Origin of the sequence: Bacillus sp. NTK071 (assembly GCF_017303315.1) — a bacterium.
Classification (GTDB): domain Bacteria; phylum Bacillota; class Bacilli; order Bacillales; family Guptibacillaceae; genus Guptibacillus.
The window spans coordinates 1-22,148 of record NZ_JAFKOI010000004.1; the positions used below are offsets into that span (position 1 = coordinate 1).

Annotated in this window: 23 protein-coding genes and 1 pseudogene; 2 read left to right on the forward strand and 22 right to left on the reverse strand. The window is 38.8% G+C overall.

From position 1 onward, the window contains the following. Positions 1–448: 448 nt before the first annotated feature. The 18 genes and pseudogenes from JI666_RS09025 to JI666_RS22070 form a co-directional block, all read right to left on the reverse strand. Entirely contained in the window at positions 449–697 is a 249-nt protein-coding gene (locus tag JI666_RS09025) for an Imm59 family immunity protein (RefSeq protein WP_206891004.1), read from the reverse strand. A gap of 11 nt (positions 698–708) precedes the next feature. Next, positions 709–2,685 (reverse strand): glycohydrolase toxin TNT-related protein, encoded by a 1,977-nt coding sequence (locus JI666_RS09030; protein ID WP_206891006.1) that lies wholly within the window; start codon positions 2,683–2,685, stop codon positions 709–711. Then, a complete protein-coding gene (locus tag JI666_RS09035; protein ID WP_206891008.1) occupies positions 2,682–2,990 on the reverse strand; it encodes a hypothetical protein in 309 nt (102 codons plus the stop codon). Before JI666_RS09035 ends, JI666_RS09030 begins: the two co-directional genes overlap by 4 nt. Positions 2,991–3,005: 15 nt before the next feature. Then, entirely contained in the window at positions 3,006–3,230 is a 225-nt protein-coding gene (locus JI666_RS09040) for a hypothetical protein (RefSeq protein WP_206891010.1), read from the reverse strand. Continuing rightward, a complete protein-coding gene (locus tag JI666_RS09045; RefSeq protein ID WP_206891011.1) occupies positions 3,217–3,912 on the reverse strand; it encodes a DUF4176 domain-containing protein in 696 nt (231 codons plus the stop codon). Before JI666_RS09045 ends, JI666_RS09040 begins: the two co-directional genes overlap by 14 nt. 652 nt (positions 3,913–4,564) lie before the next feature. Continuing rightward, complete coding sequence (locus JI666_RS09050) at positions 4,565–5,452, reverse strand: EamA family transporter (RefSeq protein WP_206891013.1); 888 nt, start codon at positions 5,450–5,452, stop codon at positions 4,565–4,567. A gap of 263 nt (positions 5,453–5,715) precedes the next feature. Further along, positions 5,716–6,468, reverse strand: coding sequence for an ABC transporter permease (locus JI666_RS09055; RefSeq protein WP_206891015.1), 753 nt, complete (start codon positions 6,466–6,468; stop codon positions 5,716–5,718). Then, positions 6,461–7,444, reverse strand: a complete 984-nt coding sequence (locus tag JI666_RS09060; protein ID WP_206891017.1) for an ABC transporter substrate-binding protein — start codon at positions 7,442–7,444, stop codon at positions 6,461–6,463. The genes JI666_RS09055 and JI666_RS09060 overlap by 8 nt, the downstream gene beginning before the upstream one ends. Next, positions 7,441–8,208 carry an ABC transporter ATP-binding protein gene (locus tag JI666_RS09065; RefSeq protein ID WP_206891019.1) on the reverse strand — a complete coding sequence of 256 codons (768 nt, stop codon included), beginning with the start codon at positions 8,206–8,208 and terminating at the stop codon, positions 7,441–7,443. Before JI666_RS09065 ends, JI666_RS09060 begins: the two co-directional genes overlap by 4 nt. 16 nt (positions 8,209–8,224) lie before the next feature. Next, positions 8,225–8,569, reverse strand: coding sequence for a DsrE family protein (locus JI666_RS09070; RefSeq protein ID WP_206891020.1), 345 nt, complete (start codon positions 8,567–8,569; stop codon positions 8,225–8,227). 132 nt (positions 8,570–8,701) lie between these two features. Then, a complete protein-coding gene (locus JI666_RS09075) occupies positions 8,702–8,863 on the reverse strand; it encodes a hypothetical protein (RefSeq protein WP_206891021.1) in 162 nt (53 codons plus the stop codon). Between the two features lie 57 nt (positions 8,864–8,920). Beyond that, positions 8,921–9,517, reverse strand: a complete 597-nt coding sequence (locus JI666_RS09080) for a flavin reductase family protein (protein ID WP_206891022.1) — start codon at positions 9,515–9,517, stop codon at positions 8,921–8,923. 121 nt (positions 9,518–9,638) lie between these two features. Further along, positions 9,639–10,430: an NERD domain-containing protein gene (locus JI666_RS09085; protein WP_206891023.1), complete on the reverse strand. Its 792-nt coding sequence runs from the start codon at positions 10,428–10,430 to the stop codon at positions 9,639–9,641. A gap of 375 nt (positions 10,431–10,805) precedes the next feature. Beyond that, positions 10,806–11,156, reverse strand: coding sequence for a hypothetical protein (locus JI666_RS09090; protein WP_206891024.1), 351 nt, complete (start codon positions 11,154–11,156; stop codon positions 10,806–10,808). A gap of 23 nt (positions 11,157–11,179) precedes the next feature. Next, entirely contained in the window at positions 11,180–13,051 is a 1,872-nt protein-coding gene (locus tag JI666_RS09095; RefSeq protein WP_206891025.1) for a DUF6792 domain-containing protein, read from the reverse strand. Next, complete coding sequence (locus JI666_RS09100) at positions 13,048–13,650, reverse strand: YvcA-related protein (RefSeq protein ID WP_206891027.1); 603 nt, start codon at positions 13,648–13,650, stop codon at positions 13,048–13,050. Before JI666_RS09100 ends, JI666_RS09095 begins: the two co-directional genes overlap by 4 nt. 145 nt (positions 13,651–13,795) lie before the next feature. Further along, entirely contained in the window at positions 13,796–14,389 is a 594-nt protein-coding gene (locus JI666_RS09105) for a YvcA-related protein (protein ID WP_206891030.1), read from the reverse strand. Positions 14,390–14,576: 187 nt separating this feature from the next. After that, positions 14,577–15,047, reverse strand: a pseudogene (locus tag JI666_RS22070) (YvcA-related protein); the annotation flags it as partial. 503 nt (positions 15,048–15,550) lie between these two features. Here JI666_RS22070 and JI666_RS09115 point away from each other — a divergent pair. Continuing rightward, a complete protein-coding gene (locus JI666_RS09115; RefSeq protein WP_206891033.1) occupies positions 15,551–17,392 on the forward strand; it encodes a PDDEXK-like family protein in 1,842 nt (613 codons plus the stop codon). A 347-nt stretch (positions 17,393–17,739) separates the two neighbouring features. On the opposite strand, the gene JI666_RS09120 is transcribed toward JI666_RS09115, so the two are convergent. Together JI666_RS09120 and JI666_RS09125 are read right to left on the reverse strand one after the other, a co-directional pair. Next, on the reverse strand, positions 17,740–18,057 hold the full coding sequence (locus tag JI666_RS09120) for a hypothetical protein (protein ID WP_206891036.1): 318 nt from the start codon (positions 18,055–18,057) through the stop codon (positions 17,740–17,742). Positions 18,058–18,103: 46 nt separating this feature from the next. Further along, on the reverse strand, positions 18,104–18,982 hold the full coding sequence (locus JI666_RS09125; protein ID WP_206891038.1) for a phosphorothioated DNA-binding restriction endonuclease: 879 nt from the start codon (positions 18,980–18,982) through the stop codon (positions 18,104–18,106). A 150-nt stretch (positions 18,983–19,132) separates the two neighbouring features. Between JI666_RS09125 and JI666_RS09130 the strand changes: the two genes are divergently transcribed. Beyond that, entirely contained in the window at positions 19,133–20,044 is a 912-nt protein-coding gene (locus JI666_RS09130) for a DUF5655 domain-containing protein (protein WP_206891040.1), read from the forward strand. A gap of 46 nt (positions 20,045–20,090) precedes the next feature. On the opposite strand, the gene JI666_RS09135 is transcribed toward JI666_RS09130, so the two are convergent. Both JI666_RS09135 and JI666_RS09140 read right to left on the reverse strand, forming a co-directional pair. After that, positions 20,091–20,414: a nucleoside triphosphate pyrophosphohydrolase gene (locus JI666_RS09135; protein WP_206891043.1), complete on the reverse strand. Its 324-nt coding sequence runs from the start codon at positions 20,412–20,414 to the stop codon at positions 20,091–20,093. A 438-nt stretch (positions 20,415–20,852) separates the two neighbouring features. Continuing rightward, on the reverse strand, positions 20,853–22,139 hold the full coding sequence (locus JI666_RS09140) for a TIGR02679 family protein (protein ID WP_206891045.1): 1,287 nt from the start codon (positions 22,137–22,139) through the stop codon (positions 20,853–20,855). Positions 22,140–22,148 lie beyond the last annotated feature (9 nt).

Here is a 22,148-nt window from a genome sequence, read left to right on the forward strand (position 1 = left end):
TAATACCCACATTATCTTCCTTCCTTAGAATATTCTTCTAGGAAGGATAACGTTTAAAGGCGGAGTATCAAAAACAATTAGCTTAGCTTGACGGCTATGAAACCTGTCCCTCTGTCCCTCTAATTAGTCCTCCTTTTAATATTTAGGTATAACTCCTATATCCTCCAAAACCTCACCACTTAGCGGTGTTACTATTTGTTCAGCTCCACCATCCATTAATTTCTCACCTGTAGAGCTAGTTCTCCATGGGGACACAGGGACAGGTACTTAGTCCCAACAATGATCTAATAAACTAAAGGGCATAAAGCGAATCGTAGTAATTTTTCTTGCAAACAGAAGTAAAGTAGCTGGCAAGTTAGTAACACTTACAAACGTCATCGCTTTTTGACTTATGGGTGGGACAAGAAACCTGTCCCTCTGTCCCCAGTCAAATTGAAGCATAAAAACTTTATAACTCCCTTAATATTTTATCAGCTCTTAATCTATCAATAAAATCATCTAATGCTTCTTCCTCACCCGCATAAGTATCTTGTGAATTTGTAACCTTGCTAGCTCTTTCATCTGTTACATAAACAATCCATTTATTATTCTCATGCCTTAACACAACTTCGTTTTCTCTATTATCCCTTTCTTCATTCATATTATAACCTTGTAAATTCTCCTCATGTATAATTCTTATTGCCTCTTTTATATTCATGGTTTATCCTCCTATTTAATCTCCTTAAGCAAACCTAATCCTTCTAATTGTTGAACCGTAAGACCAAATTCATATTGAACGGCTCCTCCTTTTCCCCAACCTTCAACGGCTGCCGCATTTCCTTTATAAAATACAAGCCTGCTATAGTCACCTTTATAATATTTTCTTACAGTAGTTTCAATCTCAGTTTTTAACTTCATGTCTGTACATTTATCGACATACTCTTTGATTTTAGAAAAATCCCCTCTAACTTCATATTGATGATAATTTGATAAGTCTTCTACATATGGTAATGAACGTTCTGTATATGAATAAGATTCTCCATTAATTACAGGAGATGTATATCTTCCGTTAGCATTACCATATCTATCAATTACTTCTCGCATCTCTGGAGTAAACTGTTCTTTTATTGCAGTTCCATCAACATTTAGTGTATAACCTCCTTCAGCAGCTTTACTCCAGTTAATTGAGGCATCAGGATCTAATACTGATGAATTCTTTGGTATTTGAATACCTTCTGGCCATTTACCTTCTTTTAAAAATTTATTTGCTACATCTATGTTTACATTTTTCAATAAATAATTATATAACTCATCAGTATTGCATTTAGACTTTCTCCAAAGGTTAATAGCTTCTCCATCATCCTTACTACCCTTCCCAGCATCTACACGATCTACATCAGTCTTAATCCGCACGATTGAATCATCAACCACATGATTCCGACCACCACTCCTAGAAACCGATGCAACGCCACTCTCCGCTACATCCCCAACTTTCCCAACCACATTCCCCGCAACACCATTCGCCCCAACAGCCACCCTATTCGGATTCCCCGCAACCTGCATGCCGCCTCTAACGTCTTGAACAAATTCACCCATGCCGCGCTTCATTCCTTCAAAAGCGTTATGCTTTTTCACGATGGCCGCAACGTCTACTTTGCTACCTCCAGCGACCTTGCTTAGGTTAGAGTTCGGTATCTTTCCAGCAAGTTTGGCGAGGCTGGCTGATTTACCTGCCATGCCGACATACGGGATAAAGGCTGTGGAAGCATTCCCTGTAATATAGGCAATGCCTTCGTCTTCATAGGTATCGGAGAAGGATTGTGAGATCGATTCAACGACGCCCATCGGATCTTTAATCGCCTGCATGGCGGCGGCTCTATAGCCTTCGACTCGCTTATCCGCTGCTTCCTTTAGAAAATCGGGTTCAATAGAATCAGGAAGTTGATGGGAGGTGTAGACGATCCCGGCGTCACCGGCAACTGTAACGAGACCTTTTCCGATTTCATATAAACCGAGAACGAGTCCTTTTCCAAAGCCATAAATGTCAGAGGAAAGGTCTTCAACACCGTCCCAAACGCCTTCGAACACACCCGTGTAGGACATTTTCAGCTTTTGAGCTTTTCCATAATAGTCGTCATCTGTATTCTCAAAGGGCTTCACTTTTGTATTGTAAATGCCCCACAGGTCGTCCATTTTTTGTTGAAGGACGTTTTCAGACCGATTGATTTCGCGACGAATATGATTCAGGTTCGCTTCATTGCTTCGGCTTTTTTCGATTTCACTTTCGGTTGGTTCATCAAATAACGAGAAGGTATTGTAAGGGACTCGGCTTGCGACGCGTGCTGATTTTCCAACATTCCCTGAAATCCCACGTTCGATTTGCTGCAGGTTGAACCAGATGTCATTTCGATCGACTTGCATCATCGCTTGTCGCGCTAATGGCGTGATGTAGGCATTCGTGTCAGACACATAGGATTCGAATAAGGTTAGGAGATCCTGGATTTGTTCATGATAAGCTCGGATATAATCCTCTGATTCTTCGATCGTGAATACCCAGGCATCAATGCTTTCCCCCTGGTTTGGCTTCACGTATTCATTGATTTTAGCTAGGGACGACTCCATTGTATCGAGGGCATGTTTGTACTTATGTAGCTGTTCTATGATGCCATCCAGTATACCATAATTGATCTTGAGATCCCGCTTCATTCCGTGTTGCTCCTGATGGTCGTGCCGATCTTTTCATCCGTTTCTTTCATCTTTTCTACCAGCATGTCCCCTGCTTGATAAATCGCATCCAGATTGTTCAACAACTGCGTTTGGCTATCATTATGCATGTTATCTAGTAGCGCATCGACCTCTTCGATAAAATCAGAATTAAAGCTTTTTAATTCGTCTCTCGTAGAGTTATGGAAATTCTTTGTGTAACTTTTAAATTCTGAGATGTTGGAATCCAACGAATTTAATGCGGATCGCAGCTCAGCAAGGTTTAATTCAATCTTTTGACTCGCCAACGATGTAACCTCCTTTTATTTAAATTGAACGGATTGAATCATAGACAAAAGCTGATCGATTTCAGCGACCATGCCTTCGACGATTTCCCTCATCTCCTCGTGGGCAGAAGCATTTTCAAAATCCATTTGATTAAAGTTCTGTAGAATCTCGTGCCGGGCATCATTTAGATTATTGATAATGCCCCCATCCCAACCTGCGTACAACAAGTTGTGGCAGAAGTCATAATCATACAATGGCATGATCGCTCACCTGCCCTTGACTACTTTGATTCTGAATCTTCTTCATGTCCTCGTCCGAAAACTCGATAGACGTAATCCCTTTATCCACAATCAATTCTTCTTTCATGAGATATTCAAATGACGCTTCCATCTCATCTTGATAGCCCATATAGACAACCTTCTGAATCAATGGAGAGGTGAAATGAATCGTGTTCCCTTTGTTCAATTCGCCAAACGGATACACAACCCCGGCGTAAGGAAAGTAAGAACGATAGCTTTTCGCAAAAATAAATCGACTCGTAATCACCACTTTAATTGGTTCTGAAGCAGACTCACCCGGTTTAAAATAACGTGGATCCAATTCAACCACAGTACCTAGCGGCAATACCTCACGCATGAGATCAATAGCATAAGTCAGAAAGGAAACATAAGAAGCGTCGTCTAACGAAAAACTCTTATCCAAGTAAGAAATCGTGTGAAGGCCTTCTTCCTTACGATAAAAAAGATCGATATCCTGACTCGTTAACTCTAAGGAATCCAGTTGATGCCTATAGGCATCATGCAGATGGGTGAAAACAGACTCATCTTCCATAAACAATTTCGCAAATTCATGAATCTCTGATGCAAACACCGTTTCTCCAAAAAGCTGTTGTATTTTCTTCATCCCTAACTCTTTTAACTTCTTCTTCAACTCGTTATTCATTATTGGTTTTCCTCACTTTCAAGGCTACTCTGAATTCATATACCTATATGTCATCAGCATAAACCCCTTGCTACAATAGCTCTCCACTATCGTTTGTAAATCAACTAATCTACTATTACTTGAATATACTTTTCAAAATATAGGTAAAAACAGGCTGATAAGCACAGAAACGATTGTGCTTTTCTGAGTACTTCCTTCTATTAAACTTCATTATTTTCCAAACTTAGAATACCCTCTCCTTCACTCTTTTTCTATGTCTTTCGACGCATTCAACAAAGATAGTTCTTTTCTCATGAGAGAAAAGAACTATCCCGAAATCTTTATTGCTATTTTGAATCGCTGGGACGGTTCGAGACTGCTGAAAAAGCTCATATTTTTTCAGGAACACTTTTACACTGGTCTCGGAGAGTTCTGGTGATTCACTTCACTTCTCCCTACATCTAACGACAAGAAACAGACCAATTAAACGCTAGAAAGTCATGTTTAACAATTGGTGTCTTGTTGTAATTTATACAAGCGTTCTTAGCGTTTTTCATAGAATGAACGTTTAAGATAACCATCATGATTAGGAATAAAGCAACAATCATTGTGGCTATGTAAGTTCTTCTCTTTATTTTCACTTCGATCAACTCCACGCGTTCCTGTCATAGAATCAGGTCTTCCCTTTCTTCATAACTCCACCCAACTCATTTATGACTATCGCAACAAGTATCAATACCACGCCACACCACTGCAGTAGTGAAACCGATTCAGAGAGAACGATCATCGCTGACACAATCGCGACAGGTAACTCGATCGAGCTCAATACATTCGCAAGTCTGCCTGAAATAAGTGGTGCCCCTTTTGCAAAGAACAACGTTGGCATAACCCCACCAACAAGTGCGAGTCCAATCCCTAGTAACCATAAACGTCCGTCAGACGGATTTAGTGAAGGGATATCTCGGAAGAACACACTGGACACGAGAACAGTTGCCCCGGTCACCATCAATAAGCTTCGTATAAATGGATGTGAGCTAGTAGCAACTCTCCCACTGAAAAAGATGAACCCAGCATAGGAAACACCAGATAAAAATCCAAGAAGTAGTCCAATGGGATGTAAGTTAGTAACACCATCAACAATAATGTTAGAAGCAAGCACCACTCCTGTCAGGGTAACGAGCAATGCGAGAACGTTCACTAAAGTCGGTCGTGCCTTACTGAAAATCCACTCGTAGATCATGCCGATCCATACGAATTGGAAGAGTAGAATAATTGCGAGCGAAGCAGACAAATACTGCATCGCTCCGTAATAGAATATACTCGTTAACCCCATTGCAGCACCGGTGATCATGACTTTAATGAAATCAGGTTTTGAGAGGTTCTCTATCTTCAATCCTTTGAAGAAGCACATGGCCCCCAACAAAATAAGCGCAAGCACCATTTGCACAATGTTGATCTGGCCAAGGCTATAATCATAGCCAAATCCAGTTTTCACGAAGATCGGCGTCAGTCCAAAGCTCCCTGCACCAATCAATATGTATATGATTCCTTTTAGTTTCATTACAGTCCTCCTTGCCTACAAGCTTTCCCCATCATGTTACCATTCTTACACTTTCCCATGTATAGGATATTAAAAGAACGATTTAATAAAAGATGCCATTCCAACCGATTGAAGTACTTCTTTCTCTCGTTCTGTGTTAGGCAATCGACGGGACGGTTCTACTTATTCTATCTTACACACAAAAAAGGAGTGCTAATGAATTGAGTCATTAGCACTCCTTTTCCTTTATGAGATAGAGGGGGTCAGGTCCATACCTGACCCCCTTAGTTTTCTTCACGCGATGCCCAACCGGCAAAACGCTTATGAAGTGGTTTAAGCAGAAGATAATCCATCAGTAAAGCTAGGAAGCCAATCAGTAGAATTCCTAATATAACAGAAGACGTATTTCCGATCTGTCCGTTAAAGGCAATGAAATAACCGATACCGGAGTTGCCACCGATCATTTCCGCTGCGACGAGGGAGCGCCACGAAATAGCGAACCCAACATAGATCCCGCTAATGGCTGCTGGCGTAATTTCTGGTAGAAATACATAATAGCCAAGTCGCCAACTCTTCGCTCCTAGCGTTCGAGCCGCTCGAATATGCGATTCAGGTATTTGGTTCATCCCCTGGATGACGTTAATTAGAATCGGGAAAAACGATGCAATGATGATCACCGCGATCATCGGTGCATCCCCAAGCCCTAACAAAATGATCAGCAAGGGTGCCCATGCCATCGGAGGAGTAGCCTGGAAGAATGTAACGAGGGGAGTGAGAAACTCACGGAATCTTCGAGAAGCACCAGCTAGAATACCAATCAGAAACGCCATTGTTGCAGAAAGAACAAAGCCAATAACTAAGCGTTTTAAACTGACAAGTATATGGTTTGTCAGTTCTCCCTTTTCCCATTGATTGACGCCCTCATTCAACACATCGATTGGACCTGGAAAAACATAAGCTGGAAAGTTGACCGCAATAGCTGACCAAACGATCAATACAAATGGTACCGCTAGCCAGCTCATTTTCCATCTATTCACTTTTCGTAACTCCATCTACAAATGAAAGATCCATCAACTTCTTCACATCTACTTCTTTCTCTACATATCCCAGGTCATATGCAGCGTCCGCTAATTGTTGATAGTACTCAAAATCATTTCCATCGAATTGCCAATCATACGTCATTTTATCCTTCGCTTTAGCGATCACTTGTTCAGCTGGGACATCTTCCACGTCCGCAATGTTGAAAACATCCACTAATACTTGATTTGCCTTTTCTGGGTTATCGTTTAGGTCGGCTATTGTTGATTGATGCACATCCATAAAGGCCTGTACAGCTTCCGGTTTATTTTTCAGTGCCTCTTCTGACACGACAATCACAAGTGCTGGATCATTTTCTTCAGCGATTTGTTTCTTGCCTCTTAATAACGAATAAGTTAAGAAAGGTTCATTCAATACACCAGCTTGCGCTTGCCCTGAATCGACCGCTGGCTCTATATTTGTTTGTTTAAATTCCTGAATCGTCACGTCTTCAGGAGTGAGCCCCGCATCTGGCAAGATAAGCCCACGCGTAATGATATCTACGCCACTTCCGCTCTTCACGCCAGCTAGTACCTGACCCTTTAACTCTTCAACAGACGTAATACCTGAATCTTGGCTCGTCACAACGCCTACTTTTCCTTCACTTACTTTAGAGATCACTTTGACGGGAAGCCCTCGCGATGACCAGTTCACAAGCGCAGGGATACCAGCATACGCCACATCTAGATCACCTGAAGCAAGGGCTTGATATAATTCAGGGCCTGAGTTAAATCCATATGTTTCAGCTGTTAATTTCTCATTAAAAGCCCCATTCTTGTCTGCTACGATTCCAGGCGCATTGGCCAGAATCGATACATAGCCAATGTTTAATTGAGGCTTATCACCATCCTCACTAGATGGACTAGAGGAGTTTTCCGCATTACCACAAGCAGTTAAGACGAGCACAGCAACCATAAACAACCATACTTTTTTCATTCGTTTTCTCCTTTTCTAGGTGAGAGTCTTTCATCTTTCAAGAAATCATAAAGCTTTCTTTGATAGAAATTATAATCAGTGGAAGTTCGATCTCTCAGACGCTCTAATTCAATGCTCACAATGTCCTTCACTCTTCCATTCTTATCTAACAAAACAACCGTATCTGAAAGATAGATCGCCTCATCAATACTATGTGTCACCAATAAAGTGGTCGTATTCAATTTCGTGTGTAAGCTAAGAAGTTCATCTTGAAGAACATCCCGAGTTTGAGCATCTAATGCACTAAAGGGTTCATCCAACAGAAGCAGGTTCGGCTCCGTTACTAATGTTCGCGCGAGCGCCACTCGCTGCTTCATCCCTCCTGATAGAGAGGAAATCGGAAAAGAATGATAGTCTGATAGCCCTACCATTTCAATCATTTTCTTCACTTTCAAATCCCTTGTTTGTTTAGGTATTTTCTGCATTTTCAAACCAAACTCTACATTCTTGTACACCGACAGCCAGGGAAAGAGAGCTAGATCTTGAAACACAAATCCCTGATCCTTGGATGGTTTCCTCACCGGTTTTCCTTCAAATTCAATACGTCCTTCGTATGTAGAATGAAAACCCGCAATTAAATTTAATAGTGTTGATTTCCCGCACCCACTCGGTCCTAATAAGGATACAAATGAATTCTTCTTAATTGAGAAATCAATATCGTTAAGAATCGTTGCATTCTTCCCATAGTTGAACGATACCTTTTCAAGTTCAACGAGTGCCGACATCTTCTAACCTCCTCTCCTATAATGCTAAATACGCCCAGCCTTCCGTTTGTCTTCTCACAAGATGGGCAACACCAGAACCTGCTGAACCTACAGGACAGCTCAGTTCTTCCTGCGTCACATTGCGCTTCGACAACGTATTGCTACAAGCGATGAATTTAATTCCACTCTCTACTAACGCATCAAGTTGTTCTATTATCAATTCATCTTGTGTTAATAAAAGGTTCATTCCTTCACCAAAGACAACTACCTCACACTGAATCAAATCGTCATCAAGTTGATTCTTGAGATTCATGATATTTCGTATCACTCGTCTATTATCATCGGCGCCGCTCTTATTGATTTGAATAACAACATTTGCCATGTTCCTTGCCCCCTTAATACCACATTAATCTTAGTAGAATACTAGGATTATAATCCAAAATGACTTTTTATGAAAGTCATCTGAATTATTTGTACAAAATCGGAGGGGGGTCAGGTACGCACCTGACCCCCTCTATCCTTTTATTTGCCTTCCTATTGAAAGAATTGCTTGTTCTTCAATCAGATTCTCATCATCAGCTGCTTGAACATGACCAAATGATTGACCTCCAGAAAGCACGATCGCGATAGACAAAGCCGTAACAATCATAAATGAAGAAAAGTAGCTTGGAGGCATACACCTCTCCCAGCTACTTTTCTCCAATTCATTCTATGACATGTCCTATGTTTTATCCTATCTTGGTAATGTAAAGAATTCCTTACTTTCACTATAGTTTCCTGCCAGTCTTCCAAGAGGTGAAAGCTTCTCAAGATTCACTTTATAATCGCCTAAATAAACATCATCATTCATATGATAGTGCGTCATTTCTCCAAGTACAAGGGCATTGAAACCAAGCGGAATAATTTGATGAAGCTTACATTCCATATGAATCGACGCTTCCTTCACCCGCTTCGGTTGAACGGTCAGACTATCCACTGGAGTTAAGCCAGCATGTTCAAATTCATCCACATCAGAAGGAACGTCCTCCGCACTTTTTTGCATTTCGTTTCCAAGCGAACTGGACACCACATTAATCACAAACTCGTTTTGCGAGCGAATATTTACGAGTGTATCCTTCTCCGTACCAAGACGCTCTCCCGTTCCTGGTCCAATGGAGATCGCAAGAATGGCTGGTTTAATGGAGGCAACAGTAAAGAAACTAAAGGGAGCTAAGTTAAGTCCCCCGTCTTCTGCCATTGTAGATACCCAAGCAATCGGTCTTGGAACAACAGAACCGGTAAGTAGCTTGTAGATGTCTTTTGGGTGTAGATCGGAAGGGGTTAAATCCATTCGGCTCACTCCTTAGATTAATAATAGTCATCTACCTCTATCTGATTTGCGAGATTCTATCATGTAAACAATATGAGCTATACAACTAATCATGTCACTTTCCTGTTATACCATCCTACTGTTACGCAACAAACCGACACTTCGGAAAACTAGAGCACCCCATAAATTCTCCCCTTTTCCCCGTTCGCTTCACAAGACGCTCGCCACACTTCGGGCAAATGTTCGCATTCACCTTCATTTGATTGATCTCTCTCTTCCTCTGGATCCCTTCAATATGTGCCTGCTGCACTTCCTTGATGTTTTCTTGATCACGTCTCTCAAGAACCTTTAGCCTTACGCGAATTTCCTGCTGTGAAAACAACGGGAGAACATCACTCGGATACTGATCGACAACCCTCTTCAAGTCCGCTGGGTGAATCACATCACTATTCCGGAATGCTTCCTGGAACTTAAGCTCAGAACGATTTGTGAAAACAACGACCGAATAATACGGAATATCAGCAAATTTCTCTCCCAGAAACGATTTCAGTGACTCAATATGACCATAATTCTGATGAAGGGGATTTCTAAATTTCTGCTTATGGTTCTGAAAAGTTTGCGTCCAGTAAGGCGCCTTCTCACTACCATAGATCCATCCACCATAATTCTTCGTCTCCATCACAAAAATTCCTTTATTCGTAACCATCACATGATCAATCTGACTCCTTGATCCATCACTCTTCGGTATGTACAAATCATGAAGTGCTGAGATTTGATACTCTTCGTACTGCGCTAACTTCTCAATAGACCTTCGAACAATATCTTCCCCAACTTGCCCCTTAGAGGTAGTGAAATTCCAATTGCCCTTAAGGAGTAACTTGATGAAAAGATATGCAAAACCACCTATTACGAAAAGAGAAAATAATGATGCCATGATGCTTGCTCCTATCTCACCGATTGATAATTTACATATATTACTATCGGATTGATTGGGAGGGATGTTTAGGGATTAGAAGATATTTTCCTTTTTTTTCAATAAAAAAACAAGCTGTAATTGGTTTGCATTACAACTTGGGAAATGTGTAAAAAGAACGTGAATCGGCGGGACGGTTCTGTTGATTCCATCTCATAAATAAGAGGAGCATTAATTATCGTAATAATTAATGCTCCTCTTTGGAATATTGCATTATGAGACCCGTATACATAAGCACACCTTCTTCAAATTCGGTTTATACCCGAGCGATCGGTCTTGGAACAATGAAACCAGTCAGTAGCTTTATACCAATAATAGGACAAGCTAATAATCTCTTTAAAAGGCTGAGCCAGACTGAGTGTACGTAATCGTTACATTCTGTTCCTTCATTTTTTCTACTTGTTGGTCGAATGTAATAACGCCGTGCTTAATTTGATCTTTTAGGTCAGAAGTCATATGCATAGCGCGTTTTGTAAGTTTATCGGTAGTTTCTTCTACCGATTCTGCCCATTCCCCGTCCTGCTGTTCACCTACGATCACGTTTCGAATCAATGATTTAAACTTTTGATCTTGGTCTTCGATTTGTTCCACAATGCTCTGTAAGACATTCGTTTTATAAAGATGATCTTCATGCGGACGTATAGTTGTATTAAAATTAATTGATTTTCTATCGTCACTTGAAACCATTAGTACATCTCCTTTACACCAAACTATCGAGCAACGGTTTTAAACATTGTTGCAATCTTTTCGTCCTTATCGAAGAAGTCTTCTATTGATTTTCTAAAGCGATGGAGAAAGTCATGAGTGTCCTGTATATGCTGATGCAAATAGAAATAAGTCTCTGTAAAATCAACCTTCTGTAAAGGAGGGGTAGATTCATGTACCTCAATGCTAATGATTTTTGCGGAGTTTCGTGGGGCATATACCTTTTCATGCAACATCGTCATTTCACCCTGTGGATTGGTTTCGATTTGGCTGATTCGTTGTAATGTTCGTAGCCTTTCTATTCGATAGGCCTCAAATATTTCTTCTTCAATAGCTTCGTCCAGACGATTTAGCAAATGTGTTTTTTCTTCTACTAAGCTTTGTCCCTGCTCGTAAATCTTCAGAGCAGCAGATATGTTTACTTTGATAGCCTGACCATTACTATTCCCTGCAAGCACGAGTTCAATCGAATGTCCATTTGTGACATAAGAACGATTGTCACTTGATAGAGCTTTTAACATTTCCGCAATGCCATGACTTTCAACAATTGTATCACCTAGATCTCCAAACTCTTCACCTAGCTTGTTTGCACTATCGATAATTGCATTTACTTCGGTAACAAGGTTAAAGACATCATCTAAAGTCTCTCCAATATAAAATCCAGCGGCACCATAAGCAGGTACAATGGCATTATATTCTGGGCTCTTATGCATCAGATCAGTATAGATTCCCCTCACATTTTCTAATGAGGACTGTAGATTATCCAGCTCAGAAATAAGTAAGTCTCTTTTAGCAGGTGTAATGTAATTTGCTTTCAAAAGAGAGTCTCCAATACTTTTAGAATGAGTAGTTACAATTTTGACTCGTTCTAGAAGAGGGTCTATTTTTCTATCGACATCTTTAAGCATATCGAAAAAGGTACCAATCTCTGTTATATCCAATAGTGCTTTCTTATCGATTTTTCCGTTATTCAAGTATTTTGCATGAATACCTGTTAATTCTTCAATCGCTTTATCTCTTCCACTCTTATTAAATGTCTCCGCATAAACTATTGCTAGTTCTTGAAAACTCTCAAAAACATCGTCAGGAACATCTTTCAATAACTCACGAATGCCACCATATTCAGGATTTGTATCAATAAAATCTGTAGTTCCTACTTGTATAAATCCTCTGATACCACTTGCGCCAAACAGAGGATCATCAAAAGAAATATCGGAATGAATGTTTTCTCCTTTTTCTATATAGTAGTCTTTGGCAAACTCTTTTACTTTATCGGGAGGAAGGGAGTAAACTCCATTAGGGTTGCTCAACCCAATTTCAAACTCAATATCCACTGCTGTTTTAAATTTACTATCCCCAAAATATAGTTGATAAAAGCTGGGAGGCGCACCATTCACACTATACACCTCATCAAAGCCACCGTAGATTAATTGAGCAAGAGAATTATTGTTGTGTGCCAATGAGTGTGATAGACCAACAACAGTTGGTGGGTTTTCAAGAGAAAATTTCTTTTTTACTTCTTCTAAAAAATAAGCTGTAGTTGTAGCCTGAGTTATTGATTTACCAGCAAATATACCTGTAAAATTATATTCCCAATCAATATCATCGGTAGTACCTTGAGAAATTAGATATATTTCATTTAAGCCCTTATCGTTTGTAAGTGAAATAGCAGTTCCATTATATCCAGATTCATCATTAGCCAAAGTTTTAGAATCCCTAGAATTAAATACTTTTAATACACCTGGTAGAGGCTGACCCGTTTCTTCAACAAAGATACGTTCAATTTCATTAATTAACTCACTATTAGATAAATTTTCATATTCAATGTTAATTAACCTAAGTCGGAGAGTTTTTAATAAAAAAGTAATATCACTCACGATTCATCACCATCATCAGAATCTTTTTCTTTGAATTTAATACTCTTCAACCATTCAATAAATTCATCTTCCTTATCCTGGTCGTTGCATTCTTTTGTTGATTCTCGACATTGTATAGAATAGTTAATAAATATCCCGCCGGCTTCATTAGTATTTTGTATATACGCACTATATCCAAAAATACTATTATTAGTAAATCTAGCATAAAAGCTATCTCTACCATCTTGAGTTACTTTTTCAAAATCTAGTTTTTCATCCATCTTTCCTTCTAAAATGGATAAGCTTGTTTCTATATCTTCTTCTCTAGGATGACTAACATACTCAATGGTAATTCCGACTTCATAATCGTCACCTTCAATACCAATGATAAATTGTTCAGATCCATTTTTTCCATAGTAACCTTTTTCACCTATAAGACCTGACTTAGGAATGTACATTTCATAACGATCTATACCAGACACAAATGAGTAATAACCATCCTCTATCTCATCAGTAGATTTCAAAAAACTTCTTGTAAATTCATCCTGCATCGCTCTTGTATCAGGTAAATCTTCAGCAGAAACTTCTTCAGGATCCGTGATTGGTTTTTCACTCCCCATTTGACAACCTCCTATAAAGAGAATCGTGCATAAAAAAACAAGTTGGAATATAGATTTCACAAGGAAACCTCCGATTCTGTAAAGTCTTTTCTGACATCCCACGCATCAATAGAAAGGTAATAGCTTAAACTTACAAATCTATTCCTCATATTTCATCTTCTGTATTCTCTTCTTTAAGTTTGAAACTCTTTAACCATTTAAGGAATTCATCTTCTTTGCTTTTATCCTCACAGCTAACATCTGATTCTATACATTCGATATAATATGAAATAAGAATGCCACCAGTATCTTTTGTGTTTTGCACATATGCAATAAAACCAAAGTCTTCTTCTCTAATAAAATTACCGTAATAAAGATCGTTGATGCCCTGATTCACTTTTTTGAAGTCTATATTTTCAGTAATACTACCTAAGAGAGATAAATTAGTTTCTAAATTATCTTTTTTGAGATGGCTGATATATTCAATTGTGATCCCAATGTTATAAGATGAATGTTCTATGCCTATTGCTAACTGTTCAAATCCCTTATTTGTCGAGTAACCTCTTTCATCTATTATACTGGTAATTGGAAGATACATCTCATATCGATCAATACCGGACACAAATAAATAATAACCTTCCTCTACCTCTTCCGTAGACTTCAAAAAACTTCTAGTAAATTCATCCTGCATCGCTCTCGTATCAGGTAAATCTTCAGCAGACACTTTTTCGGGATCCGTGATTGGTTTTTCATTTCCCATTTGGCAACCTCCTATAAAGAGAATCGTGCATAAAAAAACAAGTTGGAATATAGATTTCACAAGGAAACCTCCGATTCTTTAAAGTCATTTTAAAATATGCATAATTTGTATCTACTTATATGATAGCTAAACAAAGTATACTAGTAAACGGCCGTAAAAGTGGTTTTCAATTTAAAAGTGATATCACTTATGATTCACCACCCATTGCACCTTTGCCTGAAAATTTAAAGCTCTTTAACCATCTGAGGAACTCATCCTTTTTTCCTTTATCCTCACAGGCATCATTTATATCTAGACATTGGATATAATATGAAATAAGAATTCCACCAGTATCTTTGGTGTTTTGCACATATGCTATATAACCATAATTACCTTCTCTATTAAACTTTCCGTAATAAAGATCGGTAGTTTATTCGTTTATTTTTTGAAAATCTATATTTTCAGCAATACTACCCAATAGAGCTACATTGGTCTCTAGTTTATCTTTTTTGAGATGGCCAATATATTCAGTAGTAACCCCCACATTATAAGTTGAATTCTCAACGCCTATCGAGAGTTGTTCATACCCCTTTTCTTTTGAGTAACCTTTTTCACCTATGAGACTTGACTTAGGAAGATACATTTCATAACGATCTATACCAGACACAAATGAGTAATAACCATCCTCTACCTATTCCGTAGATTTCAAGAAATTTCTAGTAAATTCATCCTACATCGCTCTTGTATCAGGTAAATATTCAGCAGATACTTCCTCAGGATTCGTGATTAATTTTTCATTCTCCATTTGACAACCTCCTATAAAGAGAATCAACATAATAAAACAAGTTGGATGATAGATTTCACATGGAAACCTCCAATTCTGTAAAGTCAATTTAATTATTCACTTTATGAATCTACTTATAAGATAGCTAAACTAAAAAGGCCAATAAATTGCTAATTGAATACGAATGAAAATAAATAGCTCTCGGGTTAACCGACCATTAGATTAAGAATGATTTTACAGAAAGAAATATAGAACGCACACAAATAATAGTAAAAGATGAGTGGCATTACCTATACCTACCCTTGCAATAGCAATATATTGGAAAGTTTTATAGTTCTCCCCTCCCTTTTTAACTATAATAGGAATGACAATATAATCCATCTAGATTGGAGAAAACCATGACTTATTCCTTAGAATCAATTGCACATCTTGACCACTCTAAAGCATATGCACAACTAAACAGTAAATTCAACAGCTTCAATCCGTTTAAGGTACTACGAATTGAACAATTTGAAATCCGCCACTCAAATGTTCTAGCTTGGTTATTAGATCCATCCGAAAATCATAACCTCGGAGACTTTTTTGTAAAAAAAGTCCTCTCTCGTATTTTTATTCGTGCTGAGAACGAAGAACGTCTTCAGGACCAAACAATAAACAATTTAAACTTTCATTTCGCTTCTTATGCTGACCTGGAAGTGTTTCGCGAGGTACGTACAACGACTGGTCGTTATATTGATTTAGTCGCTAAGTCAGATGATCAGAAAACAGTTTTAATTATCGAAAATAAGTTTCATGCTGGAGAATCTGCCGGACAGCTGGAAGATTATTTTCAATTCATTCGAAGTAAAGAAGAATATGAAGGCTACACAATTATCCCTATTTTCCTAACATTAAATAACGTAGCACCATCTCATGACGAATACTGGATTCTCGATTACAGTGATTTATTAGATATTCTGCAAATTTATCTTTCTCTAAACCAGGAGTCTATCGCTGACAGAGTCTATGATTTTATAACTTTTTACATATCAATCATCAAAGAAGAGCTTGTTGAAGATGAGAAAGATATTGCGTTAGCACTCAATGTTTATCAATCGAATCAGGAAGCCATCGATCTGCTATACGCTCCTCATCATGAAGAGCTTAGAAAACATCACCGATATAATGATTTATTCAAACAAGTTGATTCATTTGATGACAGTACGAAATCGTCACTACACCGTATCTATCAAAAACAAAAGCAAGCAATCGATTATGTCTATCGTATTGGCAGCAATGTTCTCCGTCAGGCTTTCTTATCCTTTGCGATTAAAGAAGAATTTCCAGAAGAAGTGTATCAAGCTGATTCTCGTTTACCTTATTTCATTCTTCCAGATTGGGTAGAGTTTACCGAAACAATCGGTGAGCCAACGATCCCATACTGGCTTGGTCATGGATTAGTTATCTGGTATGAGCGAACATGGGATGAGCGCTTGAAGCTAACAATTGAAGTTGGTCCAACTCTATATGAGAAGAGACTACCTTTCTTAAATGCCTTAGAACAGCAAGGGATTCGAATTAGACCTACTGCAAAAATAGAAGGAAAGAAGTTTACGAGGATTCATTCACAAACGGTGGAAATTGCAGATTGGGCTAGTAAAGAACAAGTGTTGCAAGGAATTGATGAGCTTTATCATAGTGATGAAACGAGGAAAATATTAAAATCAATTGCTTTAGCGGTTGAATCATTGCAGTTAGATATTCAAGAAACCACTGAAATAGGAAGAGAACCTAGCAATAAATCATCTTTCATCCCTAGCAAAGCGTTTGATCAATTTGTCGAACACCATAACGATCAAATCCTTAAGTATCGTTATACGAGGCGGCATTGTACATTTGTCCTTCACTCTTTCGAAAAGTTAGAAGACACGTATGGAAAACCACTTGAAAATTGGTGGCTCAATCATATGCTGATGTTCTGGTTTGAACGTTTGAACGATGACCGATTAAAACTCACGCTTGAGCTGGGGCCGCTAGAATCTGAAAAGAGGATTGCGTTCTTGGAACAACTTGAAGCAAAGGGCATTAATGTGGCCAGTCGTTCTAAGCTTCCTTCGGCAAAATATACAAGGTTATATTCGATTGCTAAGGTAGTTAATAATTGGAATGATATTAACGAAATATATAATCTAATGGACCATTTATATAACCATGAAAAGAATCAATTGGTAATGAGAATCCTCGATGAATTAGTAATCTAATGGAAAAAGGAACTCCATAGTATAAAGGAGTTCCTTTTTCCGCAATTCCATAAACAGTATTATATTAAAAAACTAATCTCTTCCCATATGTATATCTACTAAATGACTAACGTGCTTTTCTATTAACTTTATCTTTTCTTTAGTTTCTTTCTTCATATTTTTAAAACTTATTCTCTCTAATAAACTCCAAGTGTTTAATAACAAATTAAAGTCATGATTAAGTGCATCTTCTGGTTCAATAGACATAAAGTATTCTTAATCAAAGACCTTACCAGAATTTAAATTCGTTGACCTTAGAATTTCTCCATCAAATTCAACTCTATAATTCCCCGTGTCTAACATCGCATTCATTTTTCATCCTCCAAAACATGATTGAATCCTATCTCATCTGACTCAACATACTTCTTGTAATATTTCAAAGCATTACTATACATTCTGTTTCCTCTTAAGTCTTTATCTTGGAATTGAGGGATCGATAAATACATCTTACTTTTCTTATCGATAGTCACACAATTATTTATTTGATACAAACTACCAGATAATTCTCCCTGCTCCATTAATTCACGAGAAATTGTATTTATCGCTCCTGAATATTTATCAACAGTACTCTGAGCTAAATTAGTATGTTCAGCTAGCCATTTAGAAAAAGCTTCTTTTTTATTCATTTAGTCCCTCCGACATATTCATACTATATAGGTCATGCAATAGATCCTAAGAATATAAAAACCGCTCCGGCCCCTTAAAAACTTCTCTCACATGCCAGTTCAAAAAACGATCCTCTGGCAAATAATCCGGATGAATCGGACGGCGAATATCCCTTCCATGAAATTGCAGTAACCACTCCTGAAAACCGCTTGTCCCATGTGCCTGCTCAGCTACGAGAAACGTATTTTCCTCAGACAATGTAAAGACTCCTCGATCAAATAACTTATGATGCATCGAACAAAGCGCAATCCCGTTATTCTCAACATCTGGTCCACCCGCCTGATGCCATTTAATATGTGCCGCTTCCACGCCAACGAGTCTATCTCCTAATCTCACATTAAACCCGCAAACTGCACAACTATATTCATAGGCTTTCAGTATTCTGTCCCGGAAGTAAGGATCTCTTGAACGTTTGCCTTTGTACTCAAGATCAAGTCCGACATGAGCTAGAATATCCTCATGCAACGTTTCAGGAAAATGGTTCCGAAGCAGAATGTCTGCCACTTCACATAGAAGTTGATGGTTATCTTTTAATAAACCATAGACTTCATCCGTAAATCCGCCACTCACATGATGATCTAATAACAATCGATTGTTTGGATTCCTAGTGTCCAGCTCCAATGTTGACCGTAACTCCCATATCCCATCATGCTTCAACCGAACAAACGGCTCTTCCGGATGATAAGACTTTCGCTTTGGCCCAAACTCGATTAATAGACTCGTCAACTTCTCTTTCACTTCTTTATATGGTATGAATTGTGACTGATCGCTTTGCAGCCTTGCAAGTGTATAAAGCAATAGTAGTGGTTTATGAGGGGCACGCTGATTCCCTTTTTTCCAGGTGCTTAGTGTCTTCATCGTTTCTTTCAGAGTATGTTCATTCATTGGAAAACTCCTAGTTATGCAAGATAATTATGGATGAATCTACCATTATTTAATTATACCATTTTCTAGAACTCATTTTAGATGAATAGAAAATTATGGGAAGTTTTGGATAAGTTGCAATGCTATAATGAAGGTGGGGGGGTGAACAAGTTGGGAGATATTAAGTTATTCAAGTTAGGACCCGAATCGGTTACTGAATTGGAAGGTCAATCTGTGTCTGTGGAAAAATCACTACAAGAAATTATGGAACAACACTTAGAGACTTTTTTAGGCGTACGTTTTCTTGCTTCAGAGTACACGACAGGAAAGAAACATGCTGGAAGAATCGACACGCTAGGCATTGATGAAAACAATGCTCCCGTTATTATTGAATACAAACGCTCGATTAATGAGAACGTCATTAATCAGGGACTCTTTTACTTGGACTGGCTTCTCGATCACAAGGCGGAGTTTGAATTAATGGTAATGCGGAGATATGGAAACGCTTTAGCTGATACGATTGATTGGACCAGTCCACGTCTACTATGTATTGCAGGTGGCTTCACAAAATACGATGAACATGCCGTTCAACAAATTAATCGTAATATTGAACTATATCAATACAAACATTATAAAGATGGTTTTATCTTGTTAGACCTTGTCAATGCGACAACCGCTCAAACCACTGAGCTATCAACCTCAACAAACGGTACCAAACAAATTGCATATAAAACCGTCAGTAATTATCTTGAACAATCCAACACTGAACTACAAGATCGGTTCGAAGCGATTAAGTCTTATTTGATGGCTTTAGGCGATGACGTTCAAATGAAGACATTGAAATATTACATAGCATTTAAGCGAATAAAAAATTTCGTTTGTGTTGAAGTACATCCTCAAAACGGTAAGATCGTGCTCTTTCTGAAAATTGATCCGGATACAATTACATTAGAAGATCAATTTAGTAGAGATGTTCGCAACATCGGTCACTACGGCACCGGTGACCTGGAACTAACCATTTATACCGACGAAGATTTTGAGAAAGCAAAGCGATACATTCATATGAGCTATGATGTAAGCTAAACAAAACGCGCACTCTTCAGAAGAGTGCGCGTTTTGTTTAATCCACTTAATCCTCTACCTCAATCAAATAAACCCGTTCATCAAATCCTCCGCGCACTTCCCTTTTCTCCCTACGTACTTCCTCCAGTTCATCAAAAGAAGAATGATGAACCTCAACTAATGAATAGATCAGCTCCAGCATATCAGCTAGCTCTTCAACCGCATGACTATCTTCCATTGCTTCAAGATACTCCTGGAGTTCTTCTTTTAGCTTCAGCTGTAACTCTTCTTTGTACTCAGCTTCATCGAGAACCCTCGTATTAAACTTGTTGCCATTAGCACGAATTATTTCTGGGATGCGATCTCTTACTAGTTTGTTGTAGGTAGGCATTTCCCTTCTCTCCTTCGTATATCTACGTATGTACTACTTTCAGTGTCTTCTTACTTTTTCCTTCTCTGCTAGAATTTTTCCGAAATACTCTGTATACTCTGACTCTGCACTATATGAAATCATCAAATATTCAATTGCACGAGTCATCCCTATATACATAAGTGCCGCCTCTGGAATCATCGGGGACATTTCTAGTGATTCATCATCTAATTAATAAATGACCAGTCGGCTAAATACTGATGTATTTAGCCGACTGGTCTTTCTTATGCTCATATAAACGGACTGAAAGAATCATGAGAAACGTCCCCACGATTTAGATTCTCAGGCCAGGTGAATGGTTCCATGGGTACACAAGGACAGGTAGACTGCCCCCACCTATGAACCATTTAACCTGGAAGTATACAACAAACCGACTCTAAACGCAAATTCACCTTCCCATCATGTCAACCTATCCAGTAACCCCCCCACCATCACTTCTAACAACCCTTCCTGATACCCCGCCATTTTCTGTAACTCCATCTCTTCTATTACTTCTACCAACCCACAATCTACTATTCCCTTCAATTTTAACAGCCGCTCTCCTGTCAATTTAACAGAAGGCTTTGAATCTAAATAGGACTCTCTATCCATCCTCCATAACACCACTTTTCCTGGATACCGCTCCCTCAACCTCGCTGCAATGGCTACTCCTTCTGGATCAAAGTCTCCACCATAATGTAGTATACATCCATACTCTACTAAGATATCCATCAGCTTAAGTGCTGCTAGTTTGAACTGACCATGCGTACATAGTAGCGGTGCTTCTGGGACAGCATCTAGTAAACTTGAATAAACGCCAGAGTTCTCGACGATCCATACGTCTTTGCTGTTCGTGTTCTTCGGATAAGCGTTCTTGATTGCAAGTAACTCCCGTAGGGGCACGTTCATGACACTAGAGGTATCTGCAGCTGCCTGCCACATTGGATGGATCTGGTGTTTTGTCTCTGCGAGAATATTAGCTACCGTGACGTAGTTTGTAATATCATCGCGTAGGAGTTTGTATTCCTGAAGCAGTTCATTGACGCTTTCGGTATCATTGGGTGGTGAAGTGTGTCCGCCTTCTCTTTTTACATGAAGGATATAAATCCATAGTTTTCCTAGTTCAGTTGAAAGATCGAACGAGTGAGGGTTTCCTGTCACTCGCTGACTGAACATTGGCAGACGTTCGTAGTCATGTGGTAATCGTTCTATGGCTCTTGCTAATGTCGCTACAGTGCTTTTGAAAGATGGTTGCTCCAACAAGCGATAGATCCAGTGTGTATTCGCTGATCGTTCTTTAGTATGAGTAAACCAGAATTGAAGAGATGGAAATGTCACCTCTAAGTAATGAAGAAGATTTTCCTGTTGTTTCAGCTTTTGATCCTTCGCTTCTTTCTTTGATAGGAGCTCTTCTCCAAAGTAAGCTTCTAATAATGCGTGTAAGGTGACGCCTTCAAACTTTGTTTCTTGTAACTTCTTTTGAAAGGAAAGGAGGGTTACAGAATTCTTTTGCTTCACCTTATGGAGATCAGTGCCATAAAACTGAGCGATCGACTCGATCTCGCTGTCAGAAAAAGTTGTAAGCTTTATTGATCCTCCTACTCTTCCATATGATTCATATTTTGCTTTAAATAAAGAAAAGAGGCGGCGAAAGCCTGCATCGCCGCCAAAGTAGGCAAGAGCCTCTTTCATAAGTGTGCTTACCATTGTTGTTCA

Excerpts from the sequence above, each read along its gene's own strand:
- JI666_RS09025 (WP_206891004.1), bottom strand. The coding sequence starts at position 697 with ATGAATATAAAAGAGGCAATAAGAATTATACATGAGGAGAATTTACAA.
- JI666_RS09030 (WP_206891006.1), bottom strand. The coding sequence starts at position 2,685 with ATGAAGCGGGATCTCAAGATCAATTATGGTATACTGGATGGCATCATA.
- JI666_RS09040 (WP_206891010.1), bottom strand. The coding sequence starts at position 3,230 with ATGCCATTGTATGATTATGACTTCTGCCACAACTTGTTGTACGCAGGT.
- JI666_RS09045 (WP_206891011.1), bottom strand. The coding sequence starts at position 3,912 with ATGAATAACGAGTTGAAGAAGAAGTTAAAAGAGTTAGGGATGAAGAAA.
- JI666_RS09050 (WP_206891013.1), bottom strand. The coding sequence starts at position 5,452 with ATGAAACTAAAAGGAATCATATACATATTGATTGGTGCAGGGAGCTTT.
- JI666_RS09060 (WP_206891017.1), bottom strand. The coding sequence starts at position 7,444 with ATGAAAAAAGTATGGTTGTTTATGGTTGCTGTGCTCGTCTTAACTGCT.
- JI666_RS09065 (WP_206891019.1), bottom strand. The coding sequence starts at position 8,208 with ATGTCGGCACTCGTTGAACTTGAAAAGGTATCGTTCAACTATGGGAAG.
- JI666_RS09070 (WP_206891020.1), bottom strand. The coding sequence starts at position 8,569 with ATGGCAAATGTTGTTATTCAAATCAATAAGAGCGGCGCCGATGATAAT.
- JI666_RS09075 (WP_206891021.1), bottom strand. The coding sequence starts at position 8,863 with ATGCCTCCAAGCTACTTTTCTTCATTTATGATTGTTACGGCTTTGTCT.
- JI666_RS09080 (WP_206891022.1), bottom strand. The coding sequence starts at position 9,517 with ATGGATTTAACCCCTTCCGATCTACACCCAAAAGACATCTACAAGCTA.
- JI666_RS09085 (WP_206891023.1), bottom strand. The coding sequence starts at position 10,430 with ATGGCATCATTATTTTCTCTTTTCGTAATAGGTGGTTTTGCATATCTT.
- JI666_RS09090 (WP_206891024.1), bottom strand. The coding sequence starts at position 11,156 with ATGGTTTCAAGTGACGATAGAAAATCAATTAATTTTAATACAACTATA.
- JI666_RS09100 (WP_206891027.1), bottom strand. The coding sequence starts at position 13,650 with ATGGGGAGTGAAAAACCAATCACGGATCCTGAAGAAGTTTCTGCTGAA.
- JI666_RS09105 (WP_206891030.1), bottom strand. The coding sequence starts at position 14,389 with ATGGGAAATGAAAAACCAATCACGGATCCCGAAAAAGTGTCTGCTGAA.
- JI666_RS09115 (WP_206891033.1), top strand. The coding sequence starts at position 15,551 with ATGACTTATTCCTTAGAATCAATTGCACATCTTGACCACTCTAAAGCA.
- JI666_RS09120 (WP_206891036.1), bottom strand. The coding sequence starts at position 18,057 with ATGAATAAAAAAGAAGCTTTTTCTAAATGGCTAGCTGAACATACTAAT.
- JI666_RS09125 (WP_206891038.1), bottom strand. The coding sequence starts at position 18,982 with ATGAATGAACATACTCTGAAAGAAACGATGAAGACACTAAGCACCTGG.
- JI666_RS09135 (WP_206891043.1), bottom strand. The coding sequence starts at position 20,414 with ATGCCTACCTACAACAAACTAGTAAGAGATCGCATCCCAGAAATAATT.
- JI666_RS09140 (WP_206891045.1), bottom strand. The coding sequence starts at position 22,139 with ATGGTAAGCACACTTATGAAAGAGGCTCTTGCCTACTTTGGCGGCGAT.